This is a genomic window from Pedobacter rhodius (genome assembly GCF_027213645.1).
Taxonomy (GTDB): Bacteria; Bacteroidota; Bacteroidia; order Sphingobacteriales; family Sphingobacteriaceae; genus Pedobacter; species Pedobacter rhodius.
In genome coordinates this window covers 86,085-106,630 of sequence record NZ_JAPWGL010000005.1, presented here as the reverse complement: position 1 = coordinate 106,630, position 20,546 = coordinate 86,085, and the positions used below count along the sequence as shown (strand labels likewise).

Sequence of the window (20,546 nt, the reverse complement as noted above, 5' to 3'; positions counted from 1 at the left end):
GCTGAGGCACGAAGCATCTATAACAAAATCGCACTGCACTTACGTTAACAAAAAACAAAGTCAGTTTTCTATCGCATAGAGATTCTTCCTGCGTCAGAATGACAAGTATTTTTATATGAAATCTAAAAAAACCTACCTACTCGCTTTACTAAGCGCATTTCTTCTTTGGCTGGCCTGGCCGCCAATGCCGTTTACAACACTTTTGTTGTTAATTGCTTTGGTTCCCTTGTTTATCGCCCTTGAAAACATTTCTGCAAGCGGAATAAAAAAGACAGGCAAAAGAATTTTTTTAACTGCCGGCTTAACTTTTCTAATCTGGAATACCGCATCAACATATTGGGTTTATAATGCCATAAGTGCTTACAATAATGACTTTATCGGTTTAATTGTTTCATTTTTCGTTTCTCTAATCCCCTATGGTTTAGGTGCGCTACTAATGACTTTTGCTTTTTGGCTGTTTTATCGGTTAGGCAGGTATACAAATAAAACTATAGCTTATTCTGGTTTAATTTCTTTTTACATCGCTTTAGAATATTTGCAGCAAACCTGGGATTTAGCTTTTCCCTGGATGACTTTAGGAAACGGTTTGGCCGGAATGCACCAGTTGGCACAATGGTACGATTATACAGGCGTTTACGGTGGCTCACTTTGGATTTTATTAAGCAACATTTTAGCTTTCGAAGCCTATAAAAAATTTAAATCTCAGTCGGGTTATCTAAAATTCAGAACTTCAGGCATTTGGGCTTTAGTTGTTCTCATTCCAACCGGCATTTCATTGGCAAAATATTTCAATGCGGAGCAAAAAGGCACACCAAGTAATGTAGTGGTTGTGCAGCCCAATATAGACCCATACCAAAAGCTGGAAATTATTCCTGCCGCAGAACAAATAAAAATTTTAACTCACTTATCCGATTCTATCGGACAAACGAATACTGAATATTTTATCTGGCCGGAAACTGCCATTCCAAATTATGCAGATGAAGATAGAATCCGCAGCAATCCTGATTTTATAACACTTCAGAATTTTCTTAGCAAATACAAAAACGGAACGTTAATTACGGGTATAGAAAGTGTAAAAACCTATCCTGATAAGAGAACCATTTCAGCAAAATTCAGACCTGACCTTGGCTTCTACTACGACAACTTTAACTCCGCAATGCAGGTAGAAAACTCAGCAAATGTTCAGTTTTATCATAAATCGAAATTGGTTCCAGGCGCTGAAAAGATGCCTTTTCCGAAAGTGTTTTCTTTTCTGGATGGTGTATTTTCTGAACTTGGCGGAAGTGTTGGTGGATGGGGCTGGCAGGAAAAGCCCAGTGTTTTGTATGCGCAAAGCGGCATCGGTGCAGCACCGGTTGTTTGTTACGAAAGTTTGTGGGGCGATTGGATTGGTGAACAGGTTAAGGATGGTGCTCAGTTTATTGCCATTATCACAAATGATGGCTGGTGGGGCAATACCTCTGGCAAATCTCAGCATGAAATGTATGCAAAACTTCGGGCAATCGAAACCCACAGGGATATTGCACGTTCTGCAAATACCGGAATTTCTTGCTTCATTAACCAGCGTGGTGATGTAATTAAGAGCACCAAATGGTGGACAAGAACCGCAATAAAAGCAGATATTAATTTAAATGATGAAATTACTTTTTACGTTAAAAGTGGCGATGTAATTGCTAAATTATTATGCGCAGTAGCAATTATTCTGGCATTAATCATTCCTTATAAAAAGTGGGTAAAAAAATAGGATTATGCTACATCATCAATACAAACTCATTTTATCTTCCAGAGGAACAATATTAGACTATATAAAAACCATATCCGAGGAAGATTTCTTGTCTGAAAACAGCACTTTTGGCCGGGGTTCAATTCGTAATTTACTCGTTCACATTTGTGATACTTATGCCTCCTGGATTGGTGAGCGGGCGCTGAAAAAAGAAATCATTTATAAACCTTTCAATGAATATCGAACTTTAGCCGATTGCCTTAACTACTTCGATATCATCAATACATACATCGAAGTGTTTTTAAAAACCTTTGAAGCTGACTATTTAACAGATTTGGACATTATCAGGAATGGAAAAATTTTGGTTCTAAGTCCGTTGAAATTATTTACACATGTCATTACGCACGAGTTTCACCATAAAGGTCAGATTATGTCGTTAAGCAGGCATTTAGGCTACATACCTGTTGATGCGGATATTATTCGTTAAATCTAATTATGAAGTTGAAACACTCGATAAAGCTGATTCTTTTAACATTCTTTTTGCTTTTGAATGTCGGTTGCGACCAGATTTCGAAACACATCGTTCGTAATAAAATTAGTGAATACGAATATATTACCGTCATTAAAGATAGATTTACCCTAACCAAGGTTGAAAATACAGGAGCATTCTTAAGTTTAGGCGATCAGCTGCCATATATATTCAGGCTAATTATTTTATCGGGATTGCCACTTTTATTTTTAGTTTACGGCCTGTACTTCCTTTTTACAAAACCGCGCCTGCAAACGAGTGTGCAGCTAGCATTGTGTTTTTTAATAGGTGGTGGAATAGGAAATCTTTATGACAGAATCGTTCACGGCTCGGTAACCGATTTTATGCATATGGATTTTTACTTTTTTGAAACCGGTATCTTTAACTTCGCCGATATTTCGATAATGATTGGTATAGGAATCTTGTTGGTTCAGTCGGTAAAGGCGAAGATAAAGCAAACGGCTTTGGCCGATTCGGAATAAAGTTTATACAAAACCTTAATATATAATTGCATTTTTTAAACAAACATATAATTATCTTTATGTGTTTAGAAATCAAAAAATCAACCATTAAATAAAATACAAATGAAAAGAAATGCAACAGCCGTATGGCAAGGATCCGGTAAAGAAGGAAAAGGTAATTTAACCACTCAAAGTACAACTTTAAGTAATACACAATATTCATTTGGTTCTCGCTTTGCTGAAGGTGTTGGCACAAATCCTGAAGAATTAATTGCTGCCGCACATTCGGGTTGCTTTACAATGAAATTGTCGTTCAACATCGATGAAGCAGGCTTTACTGCCGAAAAATTGGAAACTAAATGCGAGATTAATCTCGACCCTTCAAAAGGAGAGATTGTTGAATCACACTTAACATTAACAGCAACGGTTCCAGGTTTATCAAAAGAAAAATTTGATGAACTAGTGGCAGATGCAGAAAAAAACTGCCCTATTTCTAAATTGCTAAATACGAAAATCACAGTTGATGCTACGTTAGCATAGTTGGCCCGTGATGTTGAGTTTGTAAAACATTGTTTCTACAAGCTCAACATGACATCGCCTTTGCTTTTTCAAATCAAATCAAAAGCCCTTGCATACTGAGAAATTTCGAAATAGGATTTAGTATGTAGTTTATCTCTTATATTTCTTCTGTGTGTATCAACAGTAGTGGAGGCTATATATAATTTAGCTGCTATTTCCATTGAGCTTTTTCCTAAAGCCATTTCTCTTAAAATGGTTTTTTCCCGTTTGCTCAATTTAGAAAAACTTTCATAATTATTTCTTAAAAAATTGTTTTCTTCTAAAAGCCTGTCAGCCTTTGAAGCCATATGGTGCATTGCATCTATCGGGATAGAAATGGTAAGCGATAAAACAGGTTTATCTGCTCCATCCCGCATGAAAATTTTGGTGCTGGATAAATGCCATATCCAATTATCTGTGTCCGGAAATTTTAATTGCTGGTAATAGCTTAATGTATCTTCCCTGTTGTTAGCATACATAAATGCAGCAATTTTTGGAATGTAATCTCTGGCATCATCTTCATTAAAAAATTTGCCATAATATTCTGCATTCGTTAAAGAGCAAACTTCCTGAAGCGAAAGCCTTAATTGATTCAGCCCCCTTTCATTCATATAAACAACTGTCCAGTTTTCTGTTTCATGAATAATTACGACACCGGGAATTTGATTAAAGGTATTTACATGCTTATCTATTAAACTACGCATTTCTGCAGTTAGTATAGATTTGTAGGTTGTTATCATGAGAGCGATAAATTTAATTATAAGCTAAAATACTTAAAATTAAGTATATAGCAATTATTCTAACGCATTTTATGATTTATGTCAAATATTTTCCCACAATTGGCATTCTCCTGCCCATACCAAATGCTTTAGGCGAAACACGCAGAATTGGCGGCGTTTGGTAACGCTTAAACTCCGCAACATTTACCATCTTTAAGATACGTTTAACCAGTGCTTCGTCAAAGCCTTTTGCAATTAATGCAGCCGAGCCTTGTTTTAATTCAATGTGTTCGAATAAAATTTTATCAAGGATATCGTATTCCGGAAGGGAGTCTGAATCTTTTTGATCCGGACGTAGTTCTGCTGATGGTGGTTTAACTATTGTATTAATCGGAATAATTTCCATTTCCTTATTAATGTATTTTGCTAATTGAAAAACCTGGGTTTTATATACATCGCCGATTACGCCGATTGCACCACACATATCACCATATAAAGTACCATACCCTACCGCACACTCACTTTTATTCGATGTGTTAAGCAAAATATAGCCAAATTTATTACTCATGGCCATAACAACCGTACCTCTGATTCTGGCCTGAATGTTTTCTTCTGTTAAATTAAATGGCAATCCTTTAAAGGCCGGAGCAAGCATACTGTCGAAAGCTTCTGCGGCATCTTTTATCGGAATTATTTCATGCATACAACCGATATTATTCACTAAATCCAGTGCATCCTGAACAGAGTGGTCTGAAGAAAATTTTGAGGGCATTAAAACAGCCATAACATTTTCAGCACCTAAAGCCCTGCAAGCTAATGCGCATACAACGGCAGAATCAATTCCGCCCGACAAGCCCAAAACAGCTTTTGTAAAGCCAGATTTTTTAAAATAATCCTGAATACCCAAAATCAAAGCATCTTGAATCTGTTCAATATCGGTTAAACGTTCCGGTTGAGGATATTTATTACGAACGCGCTCTACTTCTGTCAAATCGAAAACCTGTAAATTTTCTTCAAAATATTTCATTTCGGCTTTCATCGCGCCATCAGCGTCGAAAACCAAAGAGCCTCCATCAAAAATAATTTCAGTTTGTGCACCAACCTGGTTCACATAAAAAACAGGCAGATGGTATTTTTTTGCATTATCTGAAAGCACTTTAATGCGTTCATCATCATGCGTATAGGAAAAAGGCGAAGCAGCAATATTAATCATTAGATCAGGTTGTTCCTTAATCAGCTCATCCATCGGGTTTGAAACATACAGCGGATTATCATTTATATTCCAAAGGTCTTCGCAAATGGTTAACGCAATTTTTTTCCCTTTAAATTCAATACAATTAAATGTTGTAGCCGGTTCGAAATAACGGTATTCATCAAAAACGTCGTATGTTGGCAACAAAGCTTTTTTAACAATTGCTTTTACTTTACCTTTCTCAATAAAATAAGCCGCATTGAATAAATCTTTACCCTGCAGCACATCGTTTTTAATAGGCAATCCAATTATACAGGCAATATCAAGGCAATGTGTCGCAATTTCCTGTGCCGAACTTTCGCAAAGTGAGATAAACTCCTCAAATTCTAAAAAATCTCTTGGCGGATAACCACAAATGGCCAATTCAGCAAATACAACCAAATCTGCACCTTTGTTTTTTGCCGATTGAATATTGCTTATTATTTTAGCTGTATTGGATTCGAAATTACCAATGTGATAGTTGAGTTGTGCCAGCGCTATTTTCATTTTTTTATAGTATCAAGTAGTAAGTATCAGTTATCGAGACTGAAGTTAAAAGAATAAACCGAAGTTAAGTGCCAGGTAATGATTCCTGGTATCGCGATTCGGATCGCTTGTGATATTGGTAAAGCCATTGTTAAAAGTTAATCCGGCAAGGATACTGGTATTGCCTGAAATATCAAATTCGCCACCACCACCAATCACTAAACCTGCACGGTAAAACTTTGTATAATCCGAGATATTCTGATTATCGCCTACAGCAGTGTTATTACGAACTGCATCCTGCTTTGCACTTATATTAAATGCATTTGATAACCCAAACTGGCCATACCAGCGTTTTCCATCGGCTTTAAGGGTTTTAAGTTTTATGGTAAGCGGCAGTTCAATATACTGAAGTTTATATTTTAAATTATAAGCAACCGGCGCAGTTGTACTACTTATTCCATTATATGGCATTACATTTACCTCCGTACTTTTTCCATTGATGGTCGTAATGGTTAAGGCTGTTGAAAAACTATAATTTGGAGCAAAATTAAAATCACCCATTAATCCATAAGAAAAGCCCAGGCCGATTCCAATGCTTTTTCCCTGCTCGGGTTTAATCCATCCGATTGTTGGTGTCGCTGTTAAACCCAATCTAAAACCATAACCTCGTTCGCTAAAATTTTGAGCCCAAACACTTATACTTAAAAAAGAGAAAATTAAAATTGTTGATATTCTTTTCATGGTGATGTCTTTATATCTTTGTTATAAATGAAGTATAACGTAAAACACAAGCAAATTTATCTAATTTTTCTGTTTGCCCTTACATTTATTTCTTGTAAACAAAGTAAAAGGCCGGATGTAAGCGATATTAAAGTTGATGTCAAAATTGAAAGGTTTGATAACGAACTGCTGGCCGGGAAAGGAAAAAACATTGATCAAATAAATAATTCACTTGCCAAAAAGTATGGCTTCTTTTACGATGACTACATCCATAAAATGGTTGGAACACCTGAATATGCAGGCACGAAAATCATCAACACACTTTACAAAGACCCTGCTTATACTGATTTAATGAAAGAAGTGGATAGCATTTATCCAAACTTAAAACTACAGGAAGAAGGGTTAACCGAAACTTTCAAATACATTAAATACTATTATCCGAATATTAAAATCCCACGTTTTATTGCTTTTATTTCAGGATTTTCTTATCCTACGCCAATTGGTGAAGGCTATCTGGGCATTGGATTAGATACCTTTTTAGGTAAAGACAGCAAATTTTACCGGGGAATTGTAGAAAGTGTTCCATTATACATGTCCAGGAGATTTACACCTGATAACATTGTACCAAGAGTTGCAGAAACTTTTGTGCACGAAGAACTTTTTCCTGAACCGGATGTAAACAGAACCTTATTATCTAAGATGATTTTCCAGGGGAAAATTTTGTATTTCCTTGACCAGGTTTTACCTGAAACCATTACCGATTCTACAAAAATTGGCTATACCGCAAATCAACTCGGTTGGGTGCAGAATTATGAACCCGATATCTGGGCATATTTTTTAGAAAACAACGCACTTTACGAAACCGATTATCAGAAAATACAGGTGTATTTGTCAGATGGGCCCTTTACGCCAGGCTTAGGTGAAAACCGGGAGTCGGCACCAAAATTAGGTGTATGGGTAGGTTGGCAAATTGTAAGAAAATATATGAAAGAGAATCCAAAAATTACCTTACAGCAGTTAATGACTGATAATGATGCGCAAAAGATTTTAAATCAGTCGAGATATAAGCCGAAGAAAAAGTAAGTTGAAAAGCGTAAACGGTAGATGAAAAATGGCAGATGACTGATGGTTAATAGCCTAGCGACTAAAATAATATTTATTAGCCAACAGTATTTATACTGAAAAACGAGGAGCCATCAGTTAAAAAATACAAACAAAATTTATTTTGTGGCAACAATTAAACAATTTAGCAATCTAATAATCAATTAACCGATTCAAACCATTAACCTTTAACCCTATGAAAATTGGAATTGTATTATCAGGCGGCGGAATCAGGGGTATTGCACATCTGGGTGTTTTAAAGGCATTCAGCAATTTAGGCATTACTTTTACGCACATCAGTGGCACCAGTGCCGGCGCCATCGCGGGTGCATTTTTTGCCGCAGGGATCGACCCGGAAGAGGGTTTAAATATTTTTCTTAAAACAAAATTGTGGCGTTTTGTACGTCCGGCAGTTGGTTCTTTGGGCTTAATTAATATTGAAAACACGTCTTTAATTTTAAAAGAATACTTCCCTGAAGATTCCATCGAAAAATTAAAAATACCACTAACCATTGCAGCCGTAAATTTTAGCGAGGGTAGGCTGGTTTATTTTACCAAAGGGCCGCTAATTCGCTCCATTCATGCATCGAGCTGTATTCCCGGAATTTTTAAACCAATAATGATAGATGGACAAATGTATGTTGACGGCGGAATTTTAAATAATTTCCCGGTTGAACCGTTAATGGGCGACTGCGATTTTATTATCGGTTCATCATGTAATCATCTTAAACCTGTAGATAAGATTACCGGCATTGCCAATCTCATGGGGCGTGCCGGTGTAATGTCTATCAACCACGATATGGAACGGAAGGCAAAGTTCTGCAACGTACTGATTGAACCAAAAGGCTTAGGTGCAATTAGCACATTCGATATGAAGCGCGCTGAAGATATTTATTGGCTAGCCCATGAAGAAGCGCTGATTACAATAAAAAATAGCCCTATAATTTCGGAGTTAATAACCCCCAAACCTCTGGGGGGTGCTTTACCTTTAAAACAGTAAGCCTAAAAACCAATTGCATTTGATATTTCTATCTCGCTATCAAGACCCTTTCATGGGATTTGGGCGTTTAAAGCCACCAGCTTTTCGCCCTTCAAAACCGGAATTGCGGTACAAACATTTAACTGAAGACAAAAAACAACATCTTCTTCAATATTGAGCTGTGCCAAACGATGGCTATGGGAAGATTTGTGCAGGTATTTCCTTAAATCATCTTTAGCTAATGAATATAAGTCTTCTGCAGCTACGCTGGAATCGTCAAAATGTTCGAAATTTTTACGGAGTTTATTTACAACTGCACCTGCAAACAAAGTATCTTCTAAATTAAATTGATCTTTCCAGCCTGCACATAAAAGCAAAACGTTTTTATTTTGTGCAGAAAGGTAATCGCAAAGTGAATCCAAATTTAAAAAAGAACCAATAACAACCTGGTAAGCCCTTTTATTGGCTAAATGCAAAGCTTTTGTTCCATTTGTTGTCGTTAGTACAATAGTTTTTCCCTTAACTTTTTCCTTCGTGTAAGAAAAAGGCGAGTTACCAAAATCATAACCAGAAACAACCTCTCCATTTCGCTCCGCAGCAAGCAAATAACCTTTGTCTTTGTAAGCAAGGCATTCTTCAACCAATGATACCGGAATTATCGCTTCTGCACCATTTTCTATGCCATAAGTTATGGATGATGTTGCCCTTAAAATATCAATAACAACAACAATACTCTGTTCGATATCATATAAATCAATCAGGGCAGGCGTTAAACAAACTTCTATTTTTTTTGACATGTCAGGGGTATCGAGATTAGAGTATTAAGTAACGAGTATCAAGTATCTAGATTAAAGTATCAAGTATCAGGATAAGAGTATTAAGTAGAAGATAATCATCTTGATAATTGCTACTGACTACTTGATACTCGCTACTTTAATCTATTTATAAAAAGGAAACTTAACTATTTTAGCTTTAATTGGTGTATTACGGATATTGATATAAATCTCTGTACCTTCTTTAACAAAATCTTTAGCAACATAGCCCATTCCTATCGCTTTCTGTAAGGATGGTGCCTGTGTACCTGAAGTTACTTTACCGATAATATTTCCTTCGGCATCAGCAATTTCATAATCATGACGAGGAATACCCCTGTCAATCATTTCGAAACCAACTAATTTCTTCTGGATACCGGCCTCTTTTTGCGCTAATAAATTTTCGGAATTTGTAAATGGCTTAGAGAATTTTGTAATCCAGCCTAAACCTGCCTCAATTGGCGAAGTTGTATCATCGATATCATTTCCATACAAACAGAAACCCATCTCCAAACGCAAAGTATCACGGGCGCCTAAACCGATTGGTTTAATGTTATAAGCTTTACCGGCTTCGAAAATTGCATCCCATATTTTATCTGCATGTTCATTATCAAAATAGATTTCGAAGCCACCGGCGCCGGTATAACCTGTTGCAGAAATTACAACATTATCTACACCTGCAAACGTACCTTTAACAAAAGTGTAATACTCCATAGAGGCTAAATCCACATCGGTCAAGGTTTGTAGAGCATCTGCCGCTTTCGGCCCCTGAATGGCCAATAAAGAAGTTTTATCAGAAATGTTATGCATTTCGACATCTTTATCATTGAATTGCTGAATCCAGTTCCAATCTTTTTCAATGTTCGATGCATTTACAACCAGCATATAGCTTTTTTCATCGATTCGGTAAACCAAAAGGTCATCCACAATTCCACCATCTTTATTTGGCAGGCAGGAATATTGAACCTTACCGTCATATAATTTCGAAGCATCATTACTGGTTACACGTTGAATTAAATCCAACGCGTGTTCGCCTTTTAATATAAATTCGCCCATATGACTAACATCAAAAACACCAACCCCATTACGTACAGTTGCATGTTCTGCATTTATGCCTTCGTAAGTGACAGGCATGTTGTAACCTGCAAATGGAACCATTTTAGCGCCTAAAGCGATGTGTTTTTCTGTTAAAGCGGTGTTTTTCATACTATTTAATTCTTGCGGGCAAAACTACTAAGAAAAAGGGAATGTTTAGGGCTAAATTTTAAAGCCCCTTTTAAAATCCGGGAATCAAACCATACAATCAATTATATTGATTTCAAATAAATTTTTGATAAACTTGACTATGAATTGAAGAAATATCGCTACCTATCAATTAGTAAATCATGAATAATAAAATTCTATCCGTAATACAAGCTGAAGAAACGCTAAGCCTATTAAAAAATCGTTTTGAAAAAAATAATAAACGGCATCAGGATATCCAATGGATGAAAGTAGAAGCAAAACTGAAGGCGAATCCGGAGAAGCTATGGTCGCTGTATGAAATGGAAAGAACCGGCGGCGAACCAGATGTCGTTTCTTTTAATGTCGATTCTGATGAATATACTTTTGTGGATTGTGCTGCGGAAAGTCCGAAAGGCCGCAGAAGTCTTTGTTACGACCGGGAAGCGCTTGAAGCGAGAAAAGAAAATAAACCGGAGGGTAATGTTATAGATGTAGCAATTGCGATGGGTATCGAGCTTTTATTAGAAGAACAATATCGTGATTTACAGAAACTGGGAAGATTCGATGAAAAAACATCAAGCTGGATAAAAACACCTGAAGACATCAGAGCACTCGGCGGTGCATTATTTTGCGATTTTCGTTACAATACGGTTTTTGTTTACCATAATGGCGCACAATCATACTATGCAGCCAGGGCTTTCAGAGGAGTATTAAGGGTATAGTTATAAGGGTTAATTATTTATCAAGTCTTTGTAAATGTTCAGCATACCGCCAACAACCAAATCAATTGCATGGTCTCTTTCAACAGTTGTCCTGGCGTTCTCCCCGATTTCCATCCATCGTTTAGGATTAATGATGCATTGCAGGATAGAGCGATAAAATTCGTCGGCAGAATCGGCAATTAAAATATCATGGCCATGGCGGCAATTTATGCCTTCGGCAGCGTTAGTCGTTGCAATAATACATTTTTTCATTGCCATGCCCTCAATAATTTTTACCCGCATACCGGTACCCGAAATTAACGGAACAATCATAATTGCTTTAGAATTCATAAATTCTACGGCATCAAAAACCTCACCTTCTACAATCAGATTATCCGAATCGTATTCGAAAAAATGCTTTTGCATGTTTTTCCCGGCGATATAAAAGCGAAGATCTTTATTCAGCTTTTCAATATCAGGCCATATATCGTCGAGAAACCATTCCAAACCTTCCTGGTTTGGTCGCCAATCCATCGCGCCTAAATGGAATAAGGTGGGAAAACTTGTTTTACTTTTATCAACGCTGTATTTTTCTAAATCAATTGCAACCGGAAAAACCGTCATTGGTATTTCGCAGCCAAACTTTATAATACTTTGCCTGTCGGGCTCACTAATGGCAAAAATATGATGAAAGCGGTTAATTTGTTCGGTTTCATAAGCTTTTAATCTCTGCGCCAGAAAAGCCAGATATTTTCTACGCATCAAAAAACTTTCTGAATAGGAAAGTCGCTCCCACATGGTAAATTCGATATTATGCGCCCTGTAAATCAGTTTTGCATTACTATTTGCTTTAACTACATCGAGATAGGGCACAACGAAAAGCCCTTCAAACTGGATAATATCAAATGTATTTTCACGTAGCAGGTTTTCCAGCTGTCTTGCGGCATCTTCTGTAAAATACCTGGATACATTATAAGATTCGTTGGTGAAAATATTAAAAAAAGCAGACCATACGTTTACTCCTGTATCAATATCCTGCGTACAGGCTTTTATCTGGTCAAAAACAGGATCAGAAACATCTTCCAGTTCCAGCCTGGCATTTAACGGGTTTAAGCTGAACAAAGTAATATCTGCACCAAGCTGCAGCAAACCTTTCATGGTATTGTAAACCACAATCGGGTAACCACTATTTGGCGGAAAAGGAACCCGCTTGGTAATTAACAGAATTTTCACAATGTCGTGAAAATACGAAATTTAGACTGCTTTCGAAAATAAATCAAGCTGAGGGTCGCTCACATTAAATGTTTTCCGATGAAATGGCGACAACCCAATTTCTATAACCGCTTTACGATGTGCGATGGTGGGGTAACCCTTATTTTGCTGCCAGTTGTAATGCGGGTAATCAATATGGAGATTGGTCATATATTCATCACGATGTGTTTTAGCTAAAATAGATGCTGCTGCAATGTTTAAATATTTTCCATCTCCCTTTACAATACAACTGTGTGGGATTTGAGGATAAGCCTTGAACCGGTTACCGTCAACAACTAAATACTGAGGCTGAGTATGTAGTTTTTCTATCGCACGGTGCATAGCCAGAAATGAAGCATTAAGTATATTTATTCTATCAATTTCTTCATGATCGCACGATGCCACCGCCCAGGCCAAAGCTTCTTTTTCAATAACAGGTCTTAACAAATCTCTTTGCTCGTGAGATAATTGCTTGGAATCGTTTAAACCTTCGAGTACAAAACCCCTAGGTAAAATTACAGCCGCTGCAAAAACCGGCCCGGCAAGGCAACCTCTTCCGGCTTCATCACAACCGGCCTCTAAAAACTCTTCCTGATAACAACTTAACAACATCGCTGCAAATTTAAATATTAACGACTAAATTTTATCAAACGGATATGAATTGAGTAAATTAGTTTTAAACAATTACTAACATCTTGCTCAATGTATAAAATCTTAATTATTTTAACTTTGATATGCTTTACCTACGATCTTGGAGCTCAAACTAAGCCAACTACAGAGTTATCCAATGAAGATCAATCTGTGTTAATAGAAAAAAATTCAGTTTGTACTTATAGAAATAATTTCACTCAAGCACAAAGAAGATTATTCTATCCATTTAATAAAACAGATAAAATTTCACTAATATCTTTTGATAATCCATATGGTGAACTTTCGAGCAGGATACCTATAGAAAAACGTAAGCTAAATTCTAAAATGGTTAAAGAAAGGAAAGATTTATCAGCATTAGAAATTGATAAACTAACCGATTTAATTTATAATTACGGCTTTAAATCTAAAGAGTACGGCTGGATTGAAGAACATGGCGCTTGCTATGACCCACATAATGGTATATTATTTTTTAACGAAAATGGGCTTGTTATCGAATATATTGAAATTTGCTTTGATTGTATTGGGCAAAGAACAAGTTCTGACAAAATAAAATTAGGAGAAAATTGTTTAGAGAAATTTTCTTTGTTAAGAGGTTTCTTTTCCTCATTGGACATAAAAGCAGGTACAACTAAAAAAAGTGCCGAGGAATGAGCTACAATGAATATCTTGCTAACCGCATTGCTGAAAAATTAATGAACTTAGCCAACGTTGAAGAGAAAGTTATGTTCAGCGGATTGATTTTTATGGTTAACGGCAAAATGTGTATCGGCGTTATGAAAGATAAAATCATGCTTAGAATTAATCCTGAAACCCTGAATTCATTAATGGATAAGGATGGATGGGAACACATGACGATGGGTGGCAAACAAATGAATAGCTATATTTTAGTTTCGGAAGATGTAATTAATCAAAACAAAGAATTAGATTACTGGATAAATCTAGCTTTGGAATTTAACCCTTTAGCCAAAGCATCAAAAAAGAAAGCTAAAAAAAAATAATTAATTAAACAGTGATGTTCTGTCCTTTTACATCGAAGGCATCGCGTAAGCCGATAGCCAGAACATTGAAAGCGTAAACGGTAAGCATAATCGCCAATCCAGGTAAAACGGCTAAATACGCGGCATCCATAATGATGTACCCGAAATGCTCTTTTATCATGCTTCCCCAACTTGGCATAGGTGGCTGCGCACCGAAACCTAAAAAACTTAAACCCGTTTCCAATAAAATTGCTGAAGCAAAATTTGCAGATGCCACAACTAAAATTGGTCCGGCGATGTTGGGTAAAATATGTTTAATTATAGTTCTTGAAGTGCTGTAACCCAAAGCTCTCGCTGCCTCAACAAATTCCACTTCTTTAAGTGCCATCACTTGGCCGCGGACTAATCTCGCAACATCAACCCAGGTTGATAATCCTACCGCTATAAAAATTTGCCAGAAGCCTTTACCTAACGCAAAAGAAATAGCGATAACCAGTAACAGTGATGGCAACGACCAAACCACATTCATAAACCAACTGATGGCCGCATCTGTTTTACCACCAAAATAACCAGCAATGGCCCCCAAACTTACACCGATAAAAAGTGAAATTAACACGGCTATTAAACCAACAGAGAGTGACACACGAATACCCAAAATTAAACGGCTTAATAAATCACGTCCGTAAATATCTGTTCCGAGGAGAAAGGTTTTTTGGTAAATGTTATTCTTTTCGAAAAGTGCTTGTGGTGTTACGGTTTTGGATGGCAGCATACAAGCCGGACATAAATCTTTTAGATTATATTTAGTTTCGGGAGCCTTTTCTTCTCCAATAAATTCGGTTGCAAAAATAGCATCGCCAACCATTCTGTACGATGTTATCGGAATACTTTTGAAACCGGGTTTTTGTCCATCGAACATACGTTCGAATAAACCTGCTCTTTCAATGTGATCATAATGCTCTATAATCATAAAGGTGAATTTTGAACCCGGTTTTGCTTTGGCAATCTGCACCTTTTGATTATTCGCATTTGGAGAATCATCTGGCATAATTAAATAGCCTAAAATACCCATCAGCATTAGCAAAAGAATAAAAACCAGGCCACTAAGCGCAAGTTTATTGCGCCTGAATTTTAACCAGACTTTTTTCGATGGGCTATTATCCATTACCTGACCATTCTGCCTTTCCAATTGTATTTCCCGCTATTTCCGGCAATACCGATATAGATGATATAAAGAATATGCAAAACATTTAAAACGGGGATTAATATCATCAGACTTCGTCTTTTTGCGAAGCCGGTAATCTTCCATAAAAATAAGCTTTCTAAAATCATTTTAACCAATAACTGGTAAAATGTGATGATTAGAAAACCCGGTAGAAATAAGCCGGTAATAAAGTTAGCAAGAATGCTGAGGTTAAACACCCAAACAAACACACCAAGCACAATAATTGCTTTATTTTTATACCGTGTACTTTTCGATGCCCAGCGTTTTCTCTGCTGAATAAAAGAACTCAGGTTTTCTTTCGCATGTGTGTAAACAATTGCGTCGCTGTTTTTTAAAAATCCGATTTTATCAGGATATTTTGCAGCAATTTTATGCAGCAGCAATTCATCATCACCGGAAGCCAAATCATCAATTCCCTGAAAACCGCCGACTTCGTAAAAAGTATTTTTTTCGTAAGCAAGGTTTGCGCCATTACAGGTTGAAGGTTCATTATTCCCGATAGTTGACGCACCCAAACCTATCAGGTATAGAAATTCTAAAGATTGTAACCGTTCGAATAAATTTTTCTCCTGAAAATAAGCAACGGGTGACGAAATCATTTTATAATCTTTTTCTTCATACAATTCTACAATCGTAGCCAGCCAGTTTTCGCCCATCCGGCAATCGGCATCGGTGGTAATAATTAAATCTCCTGAACAGGTTCCAATAGCCGTTTGTATGGCTTTCTTCTTATAGGAGTTCAGCGCACGATCTTCGTTTAGTTTTATAAGTTTAACCTTCTTATCGGCATAACTTAAAACGATGTCAGCCGTTCTGTCTGTTGAATGGTCATCGATAATTATGATTTCTGTTAAAACTTCCGGATAGTTCTGAGCAATTAAATCATCAATAGTTTTACCGATGTTTAATTCTTCATCACGGGCTGCAACGATAATGGAAACTTTAGTTTTTGGCAAGGATTTTTTAGGAATAAAATAAATTAGTTTATGCCAACCTCTGATAAAACTGAGGACTAAGAAACTATAAACCAGTGTTAAAGCAGCAGATAGTAGACTAATTAGATTTAAGATTTCCAAAAAAGTTAAGTTTAAAAACGAAATATGTGCCTAATATAGCAGGAATAATGATATTTATAAGCCAGATACTTGCTGTACATGCAATAACCGCCACATCGTGATTGGTTATGTAACCGAAAAAATAAGATGCCGTTATGCTTCTGATACCAACATCAAATAAATCTAAAGAAGGCAAGGTTGATTGCACAAAAAATAAAATGCTTATCATCATTATGATATCTGCGTAATGCAAACCCGGTATCAGCCATATAAAAAGAATAAAATATTGCGAACTGAAAACAAAGTAACGAGCCAGGCAAAACAGCAGTATTTTAAATAATTCTGCCTTTCTGTAACGCCCTAAAATGCTGTAAAACTTTTTGTATTTACGTGTAAATTTGAATGATAATAAGATTCCGTTCAGCCATTGAATGTTGAAATAAAAAACAATAAAAAATAAACAGAAAACAACAACCAGAATCTGAATGGCAAAAAACAGTCGATAATCCAAATCGATGAACCGATAAATAAATGCACTCAATGCAATTGCGCCAAAAATATTCGTTAACACCAGCTGGCCGATATTTCCTACTGCCATTGCAACTGCACCCACAATTCTTCTTTTTGGGGATAAAAAGAAAACCCGGCCGCCATATTCCCCCAATCGATTTGGTGTAAAAATAGCAAGTGTTAAGCCGCAGAAAACCGATTCGATGGCCCGGTAAAAGCTTATGCTTTCGATCCGATTCATTAAATGTTTCCACTTTGCAGCTTCTAAAAACCAATTTACGAACATCAGCAAAAACACTAAGCCTATTATGCTTACAATTTCTGTTGCAGGCGGGCCGGTTAAAAGTGATTTGAAATTTTGCAGATTTTTATTAGCGACAACTTTATGATAGATAAACCAAAACGCAAATACAATGATTGCCGCTTTAATGATAACCGATAATGTTTTTTTATGCCTTGCTGTCAAGATTATCTTTTTTTTGCAAATATGCTTAATATTGCTGTAATGTTGAACGAAAAAAAGGAGCGGATAATTATGGGCATCGACCCGGGTACTGCGGTAATGGGTTATGGCGTAATTTTGGAGAAAGGGAATAAGACGGAACTAATCAGCTTAGGCGTTGTTAAGATGACACACCTTGACGATCCTTTTTTAAAACTTCAGCGCATTTTCGAAAAGACGATTGTACTTATCGACCAATACAAACCTGATGTTCTGGCTATTGAAGCACCATTTTACGGAAAAAATATTCAGGTGCTTTTAAAGTTAGGCCGGGCACAGGGTATAGCCATTGCAGCCGCACTTTCGAGGAGTATTTCGGTAACAGAATATTCGCCCCGCAAAATAAAACAATCGATTACGGGCAATGGAAATGCCACTAAAGAACAAGTAGCTGCCATGTTACAGCGTTTGTTAAATTTTAAAGAAACGCCTGAATTTCTGGATGCGACGGATGGTTTAGCCGTTGCCGTTTGTCATTCTTTTCAGAAAATAACTTCCGGTGGTAAATCAAAAACCTATTCGGGCTGGGAATCTTTTGTAAGCGATAATAAAACTAAAGTAAAGGGGTTGGCAGTTAAGGCAAAAAAATAATTGCCGTCGGCTCAAGCCAAACGGCAATTTAATGCAAAGCGGTAATTCGACATTGATACTATTATATATTATCAACCAGATTTTTTGTGGCCTGCTCCATCGCCAGTTTATTCTTCCTTAAAAAATACCTGATGATGAAAAATGCAGCAACGCCGATAAGAATCAGCATCCATAAATTAGCCAGCGCAAGAATTAACTCCAAAAATAATGTCCACCCGTTTAAAATGCTAAGCCATAACCGGTTTAAAAAAGCTGGCCGATAATCGTACAGGTTATCATTGCCAACAACCAATGTTTTTACGGTATTATCCTGATAAAAATTAAGCGTTATTGTACTAAACTTCACGCGATTATCAATTTGCCTATTTTCGATTTTCTTATCGATATAATCATCCTTAATGTAAAGCGATGATTCTACATTGTCACTTTTCTTATTCGCAACTTCATTAATTTTATCAATGGCTTCGACCCTGTTTTGTGCTTTCAATTCGTTTGCGAGGTAAGTAAGGCTTTGATCATCTATTTTCATGGAAGCGCTGTTAACAAACACGGCCATTTTAGAAATAACATTAGTAAATTCATCCAGCTTTTCTGATGGTATTTTAGCGACCAGGTAACCTTCGGTACGGTAAGAAGTAATTTCTTTTAGTGAATCGGCAGATTGTTTTATTTTATCAGTTTCCTGAATAACACTTTCGATAGAAAATTCGGCAATGATGCCGCCTTCTGCCTTGATGCGTTTGCTAAGTTGCTCTTTAGTGTTCTGAACATCCTTAACACGAAAGCGCATATCGGCAGTTTTTATAATCTTTTCAACAGGCAGTGTATCTGCTGTAATACTATCTGCCATTTCAGCTTTACCTGAACTAGCGTAGTCTTTTTTTTCGCTATTGCAACCGAAGATTGTTACAATAATGGCCATAGCAATAATATTCCTTTTCATGATTTTGTGGTTCTAAAAATTTAATCATTTTAATATTGCTTCAAATGGCCATTAGAAGTCAGACGCTTTTCCATTAGTTTATCACGTCTTATTTTCCCTTTATACAGAAAATTAAATTAGGTAACCCGATCTCAGTTAGCAGGTTTCAACTGGCAGTTTTCAGTTCGCGTTATGAGGCGCTTCGTAGTGTGATAGCCGGATAGACCCGGGTAAAATAAACCTGACAGGAACGGGCACGAACCCATTTTTTCTAATGGGTGAGTAAAGTGGATGGCAGGACTTTCGAAGCCGATGTGTACAGAACCCTGCTTTTCAAAAAAAAAGAATTAATAAAAAAGCCAATTATGTAACTAACATAATTGGCTCTTGTATTTAGAGAGAAAATATTTTATGCGTCTAAAATTTTGAATACACCTTTAATACTAATAATTGCCCCGATGAAAAGAACAATCCATGAAACTAAAGATAAAACCCAAGAGTCGAATGCAAAACGTGCATAAGTACCAACCATACAAACCAGTACACCAAAAATCATCATTTTATAAATCCCTGGCTGGTTAGCCGTTTTCATACTTTCTGTATTGTGCTTTAATTCGCTGTTCTCCATAATGTTTATTTTTATGATGCAGCAAAAGTAATACTTATTGCTGAATAATTATATATGTTTAGTAACTTTTTAATCGCTCTAAACGTTGTTTTGCTTTATTCTTATCTGTTAAATTTTCCCCTTTGTATAAAGGCTTTTCCCAATCACCATACATCGGGTTTGGCAATACAATATATTTAACGCCAAAAAGGTTTTGATTTTGATTCACTTGCTCGAAAGTATTCTTTTGTTCACGATAAAAAACATTACTGAAATCACTCAAATTATCGCCGCAAAGCATCAAAATGTTATGCGATTCGGCGATTTGCCGGCGACGAGGTTCTTTGTTTGAAGTTCCTTTCGAAACCAGAAGGTGCGCATCATCGGCATAAGGAAAGCCAAAAGCCTGCAGGTTTTTTAAAGTTGCGGCATAATCCTTTTCATCGCGATTGCTCAAATAAAAGGTTTCAATATTCTTAGATGCTGCAAATTTCAAAAAAGACAATGCACCAGGAACGGTATCCGCCTTAGCCAAACTAGTCCACTCCGTCCAATCTGCCTGATTATAGCTCAGGCCTTTCTTAATCTCATGTCCCTGGAAGGGCGAGTTATCCAATACCGTTTCATCAATATCAACAATTATACAATTAGGCTTTTTACTTGTATCTGCCCACAAAGCTTCTTTTAAGGATAAACGGGCAAAGTTATAGGCCTGAAAACATAATGCGCTGTATTCACCTGATGTTTGTTGCCAAAGTACGGCATTTGTATAATCTCTGGCCGGAGACTGGGCATTTACAAAAAATGGAATAAGCGATAAAATGGTAAAGATGTATTTTTTCATAACCGGATATCAATAAACAAAGATATTAACTCCTTTTTATGCGCAATAGATTTACATTGATTTAATTAAACTAACTATCAAGCAATTACATTTAAACCACAAATAATTTACACCATTCACTTAATTATTAAATCCTTAGTTATAAGATTTTACTATTTTTAAGCACA

General features: G+C 36.6%; 23 protein-coding genes. 10 read left to right on the top strand and 13 right to left on the bottom strand.

Annotation, left to right across the window (positions count from 1 at the left end):
* Nucleotides 1–115: 115 nt before the first annotated feature.
* From lnt to O0931_RS17135, 4 genes are all read left to right on the top strand, one after another.
* Entirely contained in the window at nucleotides 116–1,744 is a 1,629-nt protein-coding gene (lnt, locus tag O0931_RS17150; RefSeq protein ID WP_269416708.1) for an apolipoprotein N-acyltransferase, read from the top strand.
* 4 nt (nucleotides 1,745–1,748) lie between these two features.
* On the top strand, nucleotides 1,749–2,210 hold the full coding sequence (locus tag O0931_RS17145; protein ID WP_269416707.1) for a DinB family protein: 462 nt from the start codon (nucleotides 1,749–1,751) through the stop codon (nucleotides 2,208–2,210).
* Between the two features lie 8 nt (nucleotides 2,211–2,218).
* Complete coding sequence (gene lspA, locus O0931_RS17140) at nucleotides 2,219–2,734, top strand: signal peptidase II (RefSeq protein ID WP_269416706.1); 516 nt, start codon at nucleotides 2,219–2,221, stop codon at nucleotides 2,732–2,734.
* Between the two features lie 102 nt (nucleotides 2,735–2,836).
* Complete coding sequence (locus O0931_RS17135) at nucleotides 2,837–3,253, top strand: OsmC family protein (RefSeq protein ID WP_269416705.1); 417 nt, start codon at nucleotides 2,837–2,839, stop codon at nucleotides 3,251–3,253.
* 68 nt (nucleotides 3,254–3,321) lie between these two features.
* Here O0931_RS17135 and O0931_RS17130 read toward each other — a convergent pair whose 3' ends face one another.
* From O0931_RS17130 to O0931_RS17120, 3 genes are all read right to left on the bottom strand, one after another.
* Entirely contained in the window at nucleotides 3,322–4,011 is a 690-nt protein-coding gene (locus O0931_RS17130) for a response regulator transcription factor (RefSeq protein ID WP_269416704.1), read from the bottom strand.
* Nucleotides 4,012–4,087: 76 nt separating this feature from the next.
* A complete protein-coding gene (locus tag O0931_RS17125; protein WP_269416703.1) occupies nucleotides 4,088–5,728 on the bottom strand; it encodes an NAD+ synthase in 1,641 nt (546 codons plus the stop codon).
* A gap of 45 nt (nucleotides 5,729–5,773) precedes the next feature.
* Nucleotides 5,774–6,448 carry a porin family protein gene (locus tag O0931_RS17120; RefSeq protein WP_269416702.1) on the bottom strand — a complete coding sequence of 225 codons (675 nt, stop codon included), beginning with the start codon at nucleotides 6,446–6,448 and terminating at the stop codon, nucleotides 5,774–5,776.
* A 27-nt stretch (nucleotides 6,449–6,475) separates the two neighbouring features.
* Here O0931_RS17120 and gldB point away from each other — a divergent pair, with 27 nt between their 5' ends.
* Nucleotides 6,476–7,510 (top strand): gliding motility lipoprotein GldB, encoded by a 1,035-nt coding sequence (gene gldB / locus O0931_RS17115; protein ID WP_269416701.1) that lies wholly within the window; start codon nucleotides 6,476–6,478, stop codon nucleotides 7,508–7,510.
* 214 nt (nucleotides 7,511–7,724) lie between these two features.
* A complete protein-coding gene (locus O0931_RS17110; protein WP_269416700.1) occupies nucleotides 7,725–8,528 on the top strand; it encodes a patatin-like phospholipase family protein in 804 nt (267 codons plus the stop codon).
* 50 nt (nucleotides 8,529–8,578) lie between these two features.
* Here the strand turns inward: O0931_RS17110 and O0931_RS17105 are convergent, their stop codons facing one another.
* Together O0931_RS17105 and gcvT are read right to left on the bottom strand one after the other, a co-directional pair.
* Complete coding sequence (locus O0931_RS17105; RefSeq protein WP_269416699.1) at nucleotides 8,579–9,304, bottom strand: 2-phosphosulfolactate phosphatase; 726 nt, start codon at nucleotides 9,302–9,304, stop codon at nucleotides 8,579–8,581.
* A gap of 141 nt (nucleotides 9,305–9,445) precedes the next feature.
* Nucleotides 9,446–10,525, bottom strand: coding sequence for a glycine cleavage system aminomethyltransferase GcvT (gcvT, locus tag O0931_RS17100; protein WP_269416698.1), 1,080 nt, complete (start codon nucleotides 10,523–10,525; stop codon nucleotides 9,446–9,448).
* Nucleotides 10,526–10,704: 179 nt separating this feature from the next.
* On the opposite strand from gcvT, the gene O0931_RS17095 reads away from it, so the two are divergent.
* A complete protein-coding gene (locus O0931_RS17095; RefSeq protein ID WP_269416697.1) occupies nucleotides 10,705–11,265 on the top strand; it encodes a DUF4256 domain-containing protein in 561 nt (186 codons plus the stop codon).
* A 9-nt stretch (nucleotides 11,266–11,274) separates the two neighbouring features.
* Here O0931_RS17095 and O0931_RS17090 read toward each other — a convergent pair whose 3' ends face one another.
* Nucleotides 11,275–12,477 (bottom strand): glycosyltransferase family 4 protein, encoded by a 1,203-nt coding sequence (locus O0931_RS17090; RefSeq protein ID WP_269416696.1) that lies wholly within the window; start codon nucleotides 12,475–12,477, stop codon nucleotides 11,275–11,277.
* Between the two features lie 21 nt (nucleotides 12,478–12,498).
* The gene (gene rnhB, locus O0931_RS17085; protein WP_269416695.1) at nucleotides 12,499–13,107 is read right to left on the bottom strand and encodes a ribonuclease HII; all 609 of its coding nucleotides are present in this window, start codon (nucleotides 13,105–13,107) and stop codon (nucleotides 12,499–12,501) included.
* A 90-nt stretch (nucleotides 13,108–13,197) separates the two neighbouring features.
* On the opposite strand from rnhB, the gene O0931_RS17080 reads away from it, so the two are divergent.
* Both O0931_RS17080 and O0931_RS17075 read left to right on the top strand, forming a co-directional pair.
* The gene (locus tag O0931_RS17080) at nucleotides 13,198–13,797 is read left to right on the top strand and encodes a hypothetical protein (protein WP_269416694.1); all 600 of its coding nucleotides are present in this window, start codon (nucleotides 13,198–13,200) and stop codon (nucleotides 13,795–13,797) included.
* Nucleotides 13,794–14,144 (top strand): TfoX/Sxy family protein, encoded by a 351-nt coding sequence (locus O0931_RS17075; RefSeq protein ID WP_269416693.1) that lies wholly within the window; start codon nucleotides 13,794–13,796, stop codon nucleotides 14,142–14,144. The genes O0931_RS17080 and O0931_RS17075 overlap by 4 nt, the downstream gene beginning before the upstream one ends.
* 4 nt (nucleotides 14,145–14,148) lie before the next feature.
* Here O0931_RS17075 and O0931_RS17070 read toward each other — a convergent pair whose 3' ends face one another.
* The 3 genes from O0931_RS17070 to O0931_RS17060 are packed head-to-tail and all read right to left on the bottom strand — an operon-like array spanning nucleotide 14,149 to nucleotide 17,379.
* Complete coding sequence (locus O0931_RS17070) at nucleotides 14,149–15,288, bottom strand: ABC transporter permease (protein WP_269416692.1); 1,140 nt, start codon at nucleotides 15,286–15,288, stop codon at nucleotides 14,149–14,151.
* A complete protein-coding gene (locus O0931_RS17065) occupies nucleotides 15,288–16,424 on the bottom strand; it encodes a glycosyltransferase family 2 protein (protein WP_269416691.1) in 1,137 nt (378 codons plus the stop codon). The genes O0931_RS17070 and O0931_RS17065 overlap by 1 nt, the downstream gene beginning before the upstream one ends.
* Complete coding sequence (locus O0931_RS17060) at nucleotides 16,402–17,379, bottom strand: hypothetical protein (RefSeq protein ID WP_269416690.1); 978 nt, start codon at nucleotides 17,377–17,379, stop codon at nucleotides 16,402–16,404. The genes O0931_RS17065 and O0931_RS17060 overlap by 23 nt, the downstream gene beginning before the upstream one ends.
* A gap of 39 nt (nucleotides 17,380–17,418) precedes the next feature.
* On the opposite strand from O0931_RS17060, the gene ruvC reads away from it, so the two are divergent.
* Nucleotides 17,419–18,006 (top strand): crossover junction endodeoxyribonuclease RuvC, encoded by a 588-nt coding sequence (ruvC, locus tag O0931_RS17055; RefSeq protein WP_269416689.1) that lies wholly within the window; start codon nucleotides 17,419–17,421, stop codon nucleotides 18,004–18,006.
* A 61-nt stretch (nucleotides 18,007–18,067) separates the two neighbouring features.
* Here ruvC and O0931_RS17050 read toward each other — a convergent pair whose 3' ends face one another.
* From O0931_RS17050 to O0931_RS17040, 3 genes are all read right to left on the bottom strand, one after another.
* Nucleotides 18,068–18,949, bottom strand: coding sequence for a DUF4349 domain-containing protein (locus tag O0931_RS17050; protein WP_269416688.1), 882 nt, complete (start codon nucleotides 18,947–18,949; stop codon nucleotides 18,068–18,070).
* 388 nt (nucleotides 18,950–19,337) lie between these two features.
* Complete coding sequence (locus tag O0931_RS17045; RefSeq protein WP_269416687.1) at nucleotides 19,338–19,556, bottom strand: hypothetical protein; 219 nt, start codon at nucleotides 19,554–19,556, stop codon at nucleotides 19,338–19,340.
* 58 nt (nucleotides 19,557–19,614) lie between these two features.
* Nucleotides 19,615–20,379 carry a 5'-nucleotidase, lipoprotein e(P4) family gene (locus O0931_RS17040; protein ID WP_269416686.1) on the bottom strand — a complete coding sequence of 255 codons (765 nt, stop codon included), beginning with the start codon at nucleotides 20,377–20,379 and terminating at the stop codon, nucleotides 19,615–19,617.
* Nucleotides 20,380–20,546 lie beyond the last annotated feature (167 nt).

What these genes read in the sequence shown, in the direction of transcription:
- O0931_RS17120 (WP_269416702.1), bottom strand. Translation starts at nt 6,448, where the DNA reads ATGAAAAGAATATCAACAATTTTAATTTTCTCTTTTTTAAGTATAAGT.
- O0931_RS17110 (WP_269416700.1), top strand. Translation starts at nt 7,725, where the DNA reads ATGAAAATTGGAATTGTATTATCAGGCGGCGGAATCAGGGGTATTGCA.
- O0931_RS17095 (WP_269416697.1), top strand. Translation starts at nt 10,705, where the DNA reads ATGAATAATAAAATTCTATCCGTAATACAAGCTGAAGAAACGCTAAGC.
- lnt (WP_269416708.1), top strand. Translation starts at nt 116, where the DNA reads ATGAAATCTAAAAAAACCTACCTACTCGCTTTACTAAGCGCATTTCTT.
- gcvT (WP_269416698.1), bottom strand. Translation starts at nt 10,525, where the DNA reads ATGAAAAACACCGCTTTAACAGAAAAACACATCGCTTTAGGCGCTAAA.
- O0931_RS17125 (WP_269416703.1), bottom strand. Translation starts at nt 5,728, where the DNA reads ATGAAAATAGCGCTGGCACAACTCAACTATCACATTGGTAATTTCGAA.
- ruvC (WP_269416689.1), top strand. Translation starts at nt 17,419, where the DNA reads ATGTTGAACGAAAAAAAGGAGCGGATAATTATGGGCATCGACCCGGGT.
- O0931_RS17130 (WP_269416704.1), bottom strand. Translation starts at nt 4,011, where the DNA reads ATGATAACAACCTACAAATCTATACTAACTGCAGAAATGCGTAGTTTA.
- O0931_RS17080 (WP_269416694.1), top strand. Translation starts at nt 13,198, where the DNA reads ATGTATAAAATCTTAATTATTTTAACTTTGATATGCTTTACCTACGAT.
- rnhB (WP_269416695.1), bottom strand. Translation starts at nt 13,107, where the DNA reads ATGTTGTTAAGTTGTTATCAGGAAGAGTTTTTAGAGGCCGGTTGTGAT.
- O0931_RS17050 (WP_269416688.1), bottom strand. Translation starts at nt 18,949, where the DNA reads ATGAAAAGGAATATTATTGCTATGGCCATTATTGTAACAATCTTCGGT.
- O0931_RS17135 (WP_269416705.1), top strand. Translation starts at nt 2,837, where the DNA reads ATGAAAAGAAATGCAACAGCCGTATGGCAAGGATCCGGTAAAGAAGGA.
- gldB (WP_269416701.1), top strand. Translation starts at nt 6,476, where the DNA reads ATGAAGTATAACGTAAAACACAAGCAAATTTATCTAATTTTTCTGTTT.
- O0931_RS17070 (WP_269416692.1), bottom strand. Translation starts at nt 15,288, where the DNA reads ATGGATAATAGCCCATCGAAAAAAGTCTGGTTAAAATTCAGGCGCAAT.
- O0931_RS17040 (WP_269416686.1), bottom strand. Translation starts at nt 20,379, where the DNA reads ATGAAAAAATACATCTTTACCATTTTATCGCTTATTCCATTTTTTGTA.
- O0931_RS17045 (WP_269416687.1), bottom strand. Translation starts at nt 19,556, where the DNA reads ATGGAGAACAGCGAATTAAAGCACAATACAGAAAGTATGAAAACGGCT.
- O0931_RS17075 (WP_269416693.1), top strand. Translation starts at nt 13,794, where the DNA reads ATGAGCTACAATGAATATCTTGCTAACCGCATTGCTGAAAAATTAATG.
- O0931_RS17105 (WP_269416699.1), bottom strand. Translation starts at nt 9,304, where the DNA reads ATGTCAAAAAAAATAGAAGTTTGTTTAACGCCTGCCCTGATTGATTTA.
- O0931_RS17145 (WP_269416707.1), top strand. Translation starts at nt 1,749, where the DNA reads ATGCTACATCATCAATACAAACTCATTTTATCTTCCAGAGGAACAATA.
- lspA (WP_269416706.1), top strand. Translation starts at nt 2,219, where the DNA reads ATGAAGTTGAAACACTCGATAAAGCTGATTCTTTTAACATTCTTTTTG.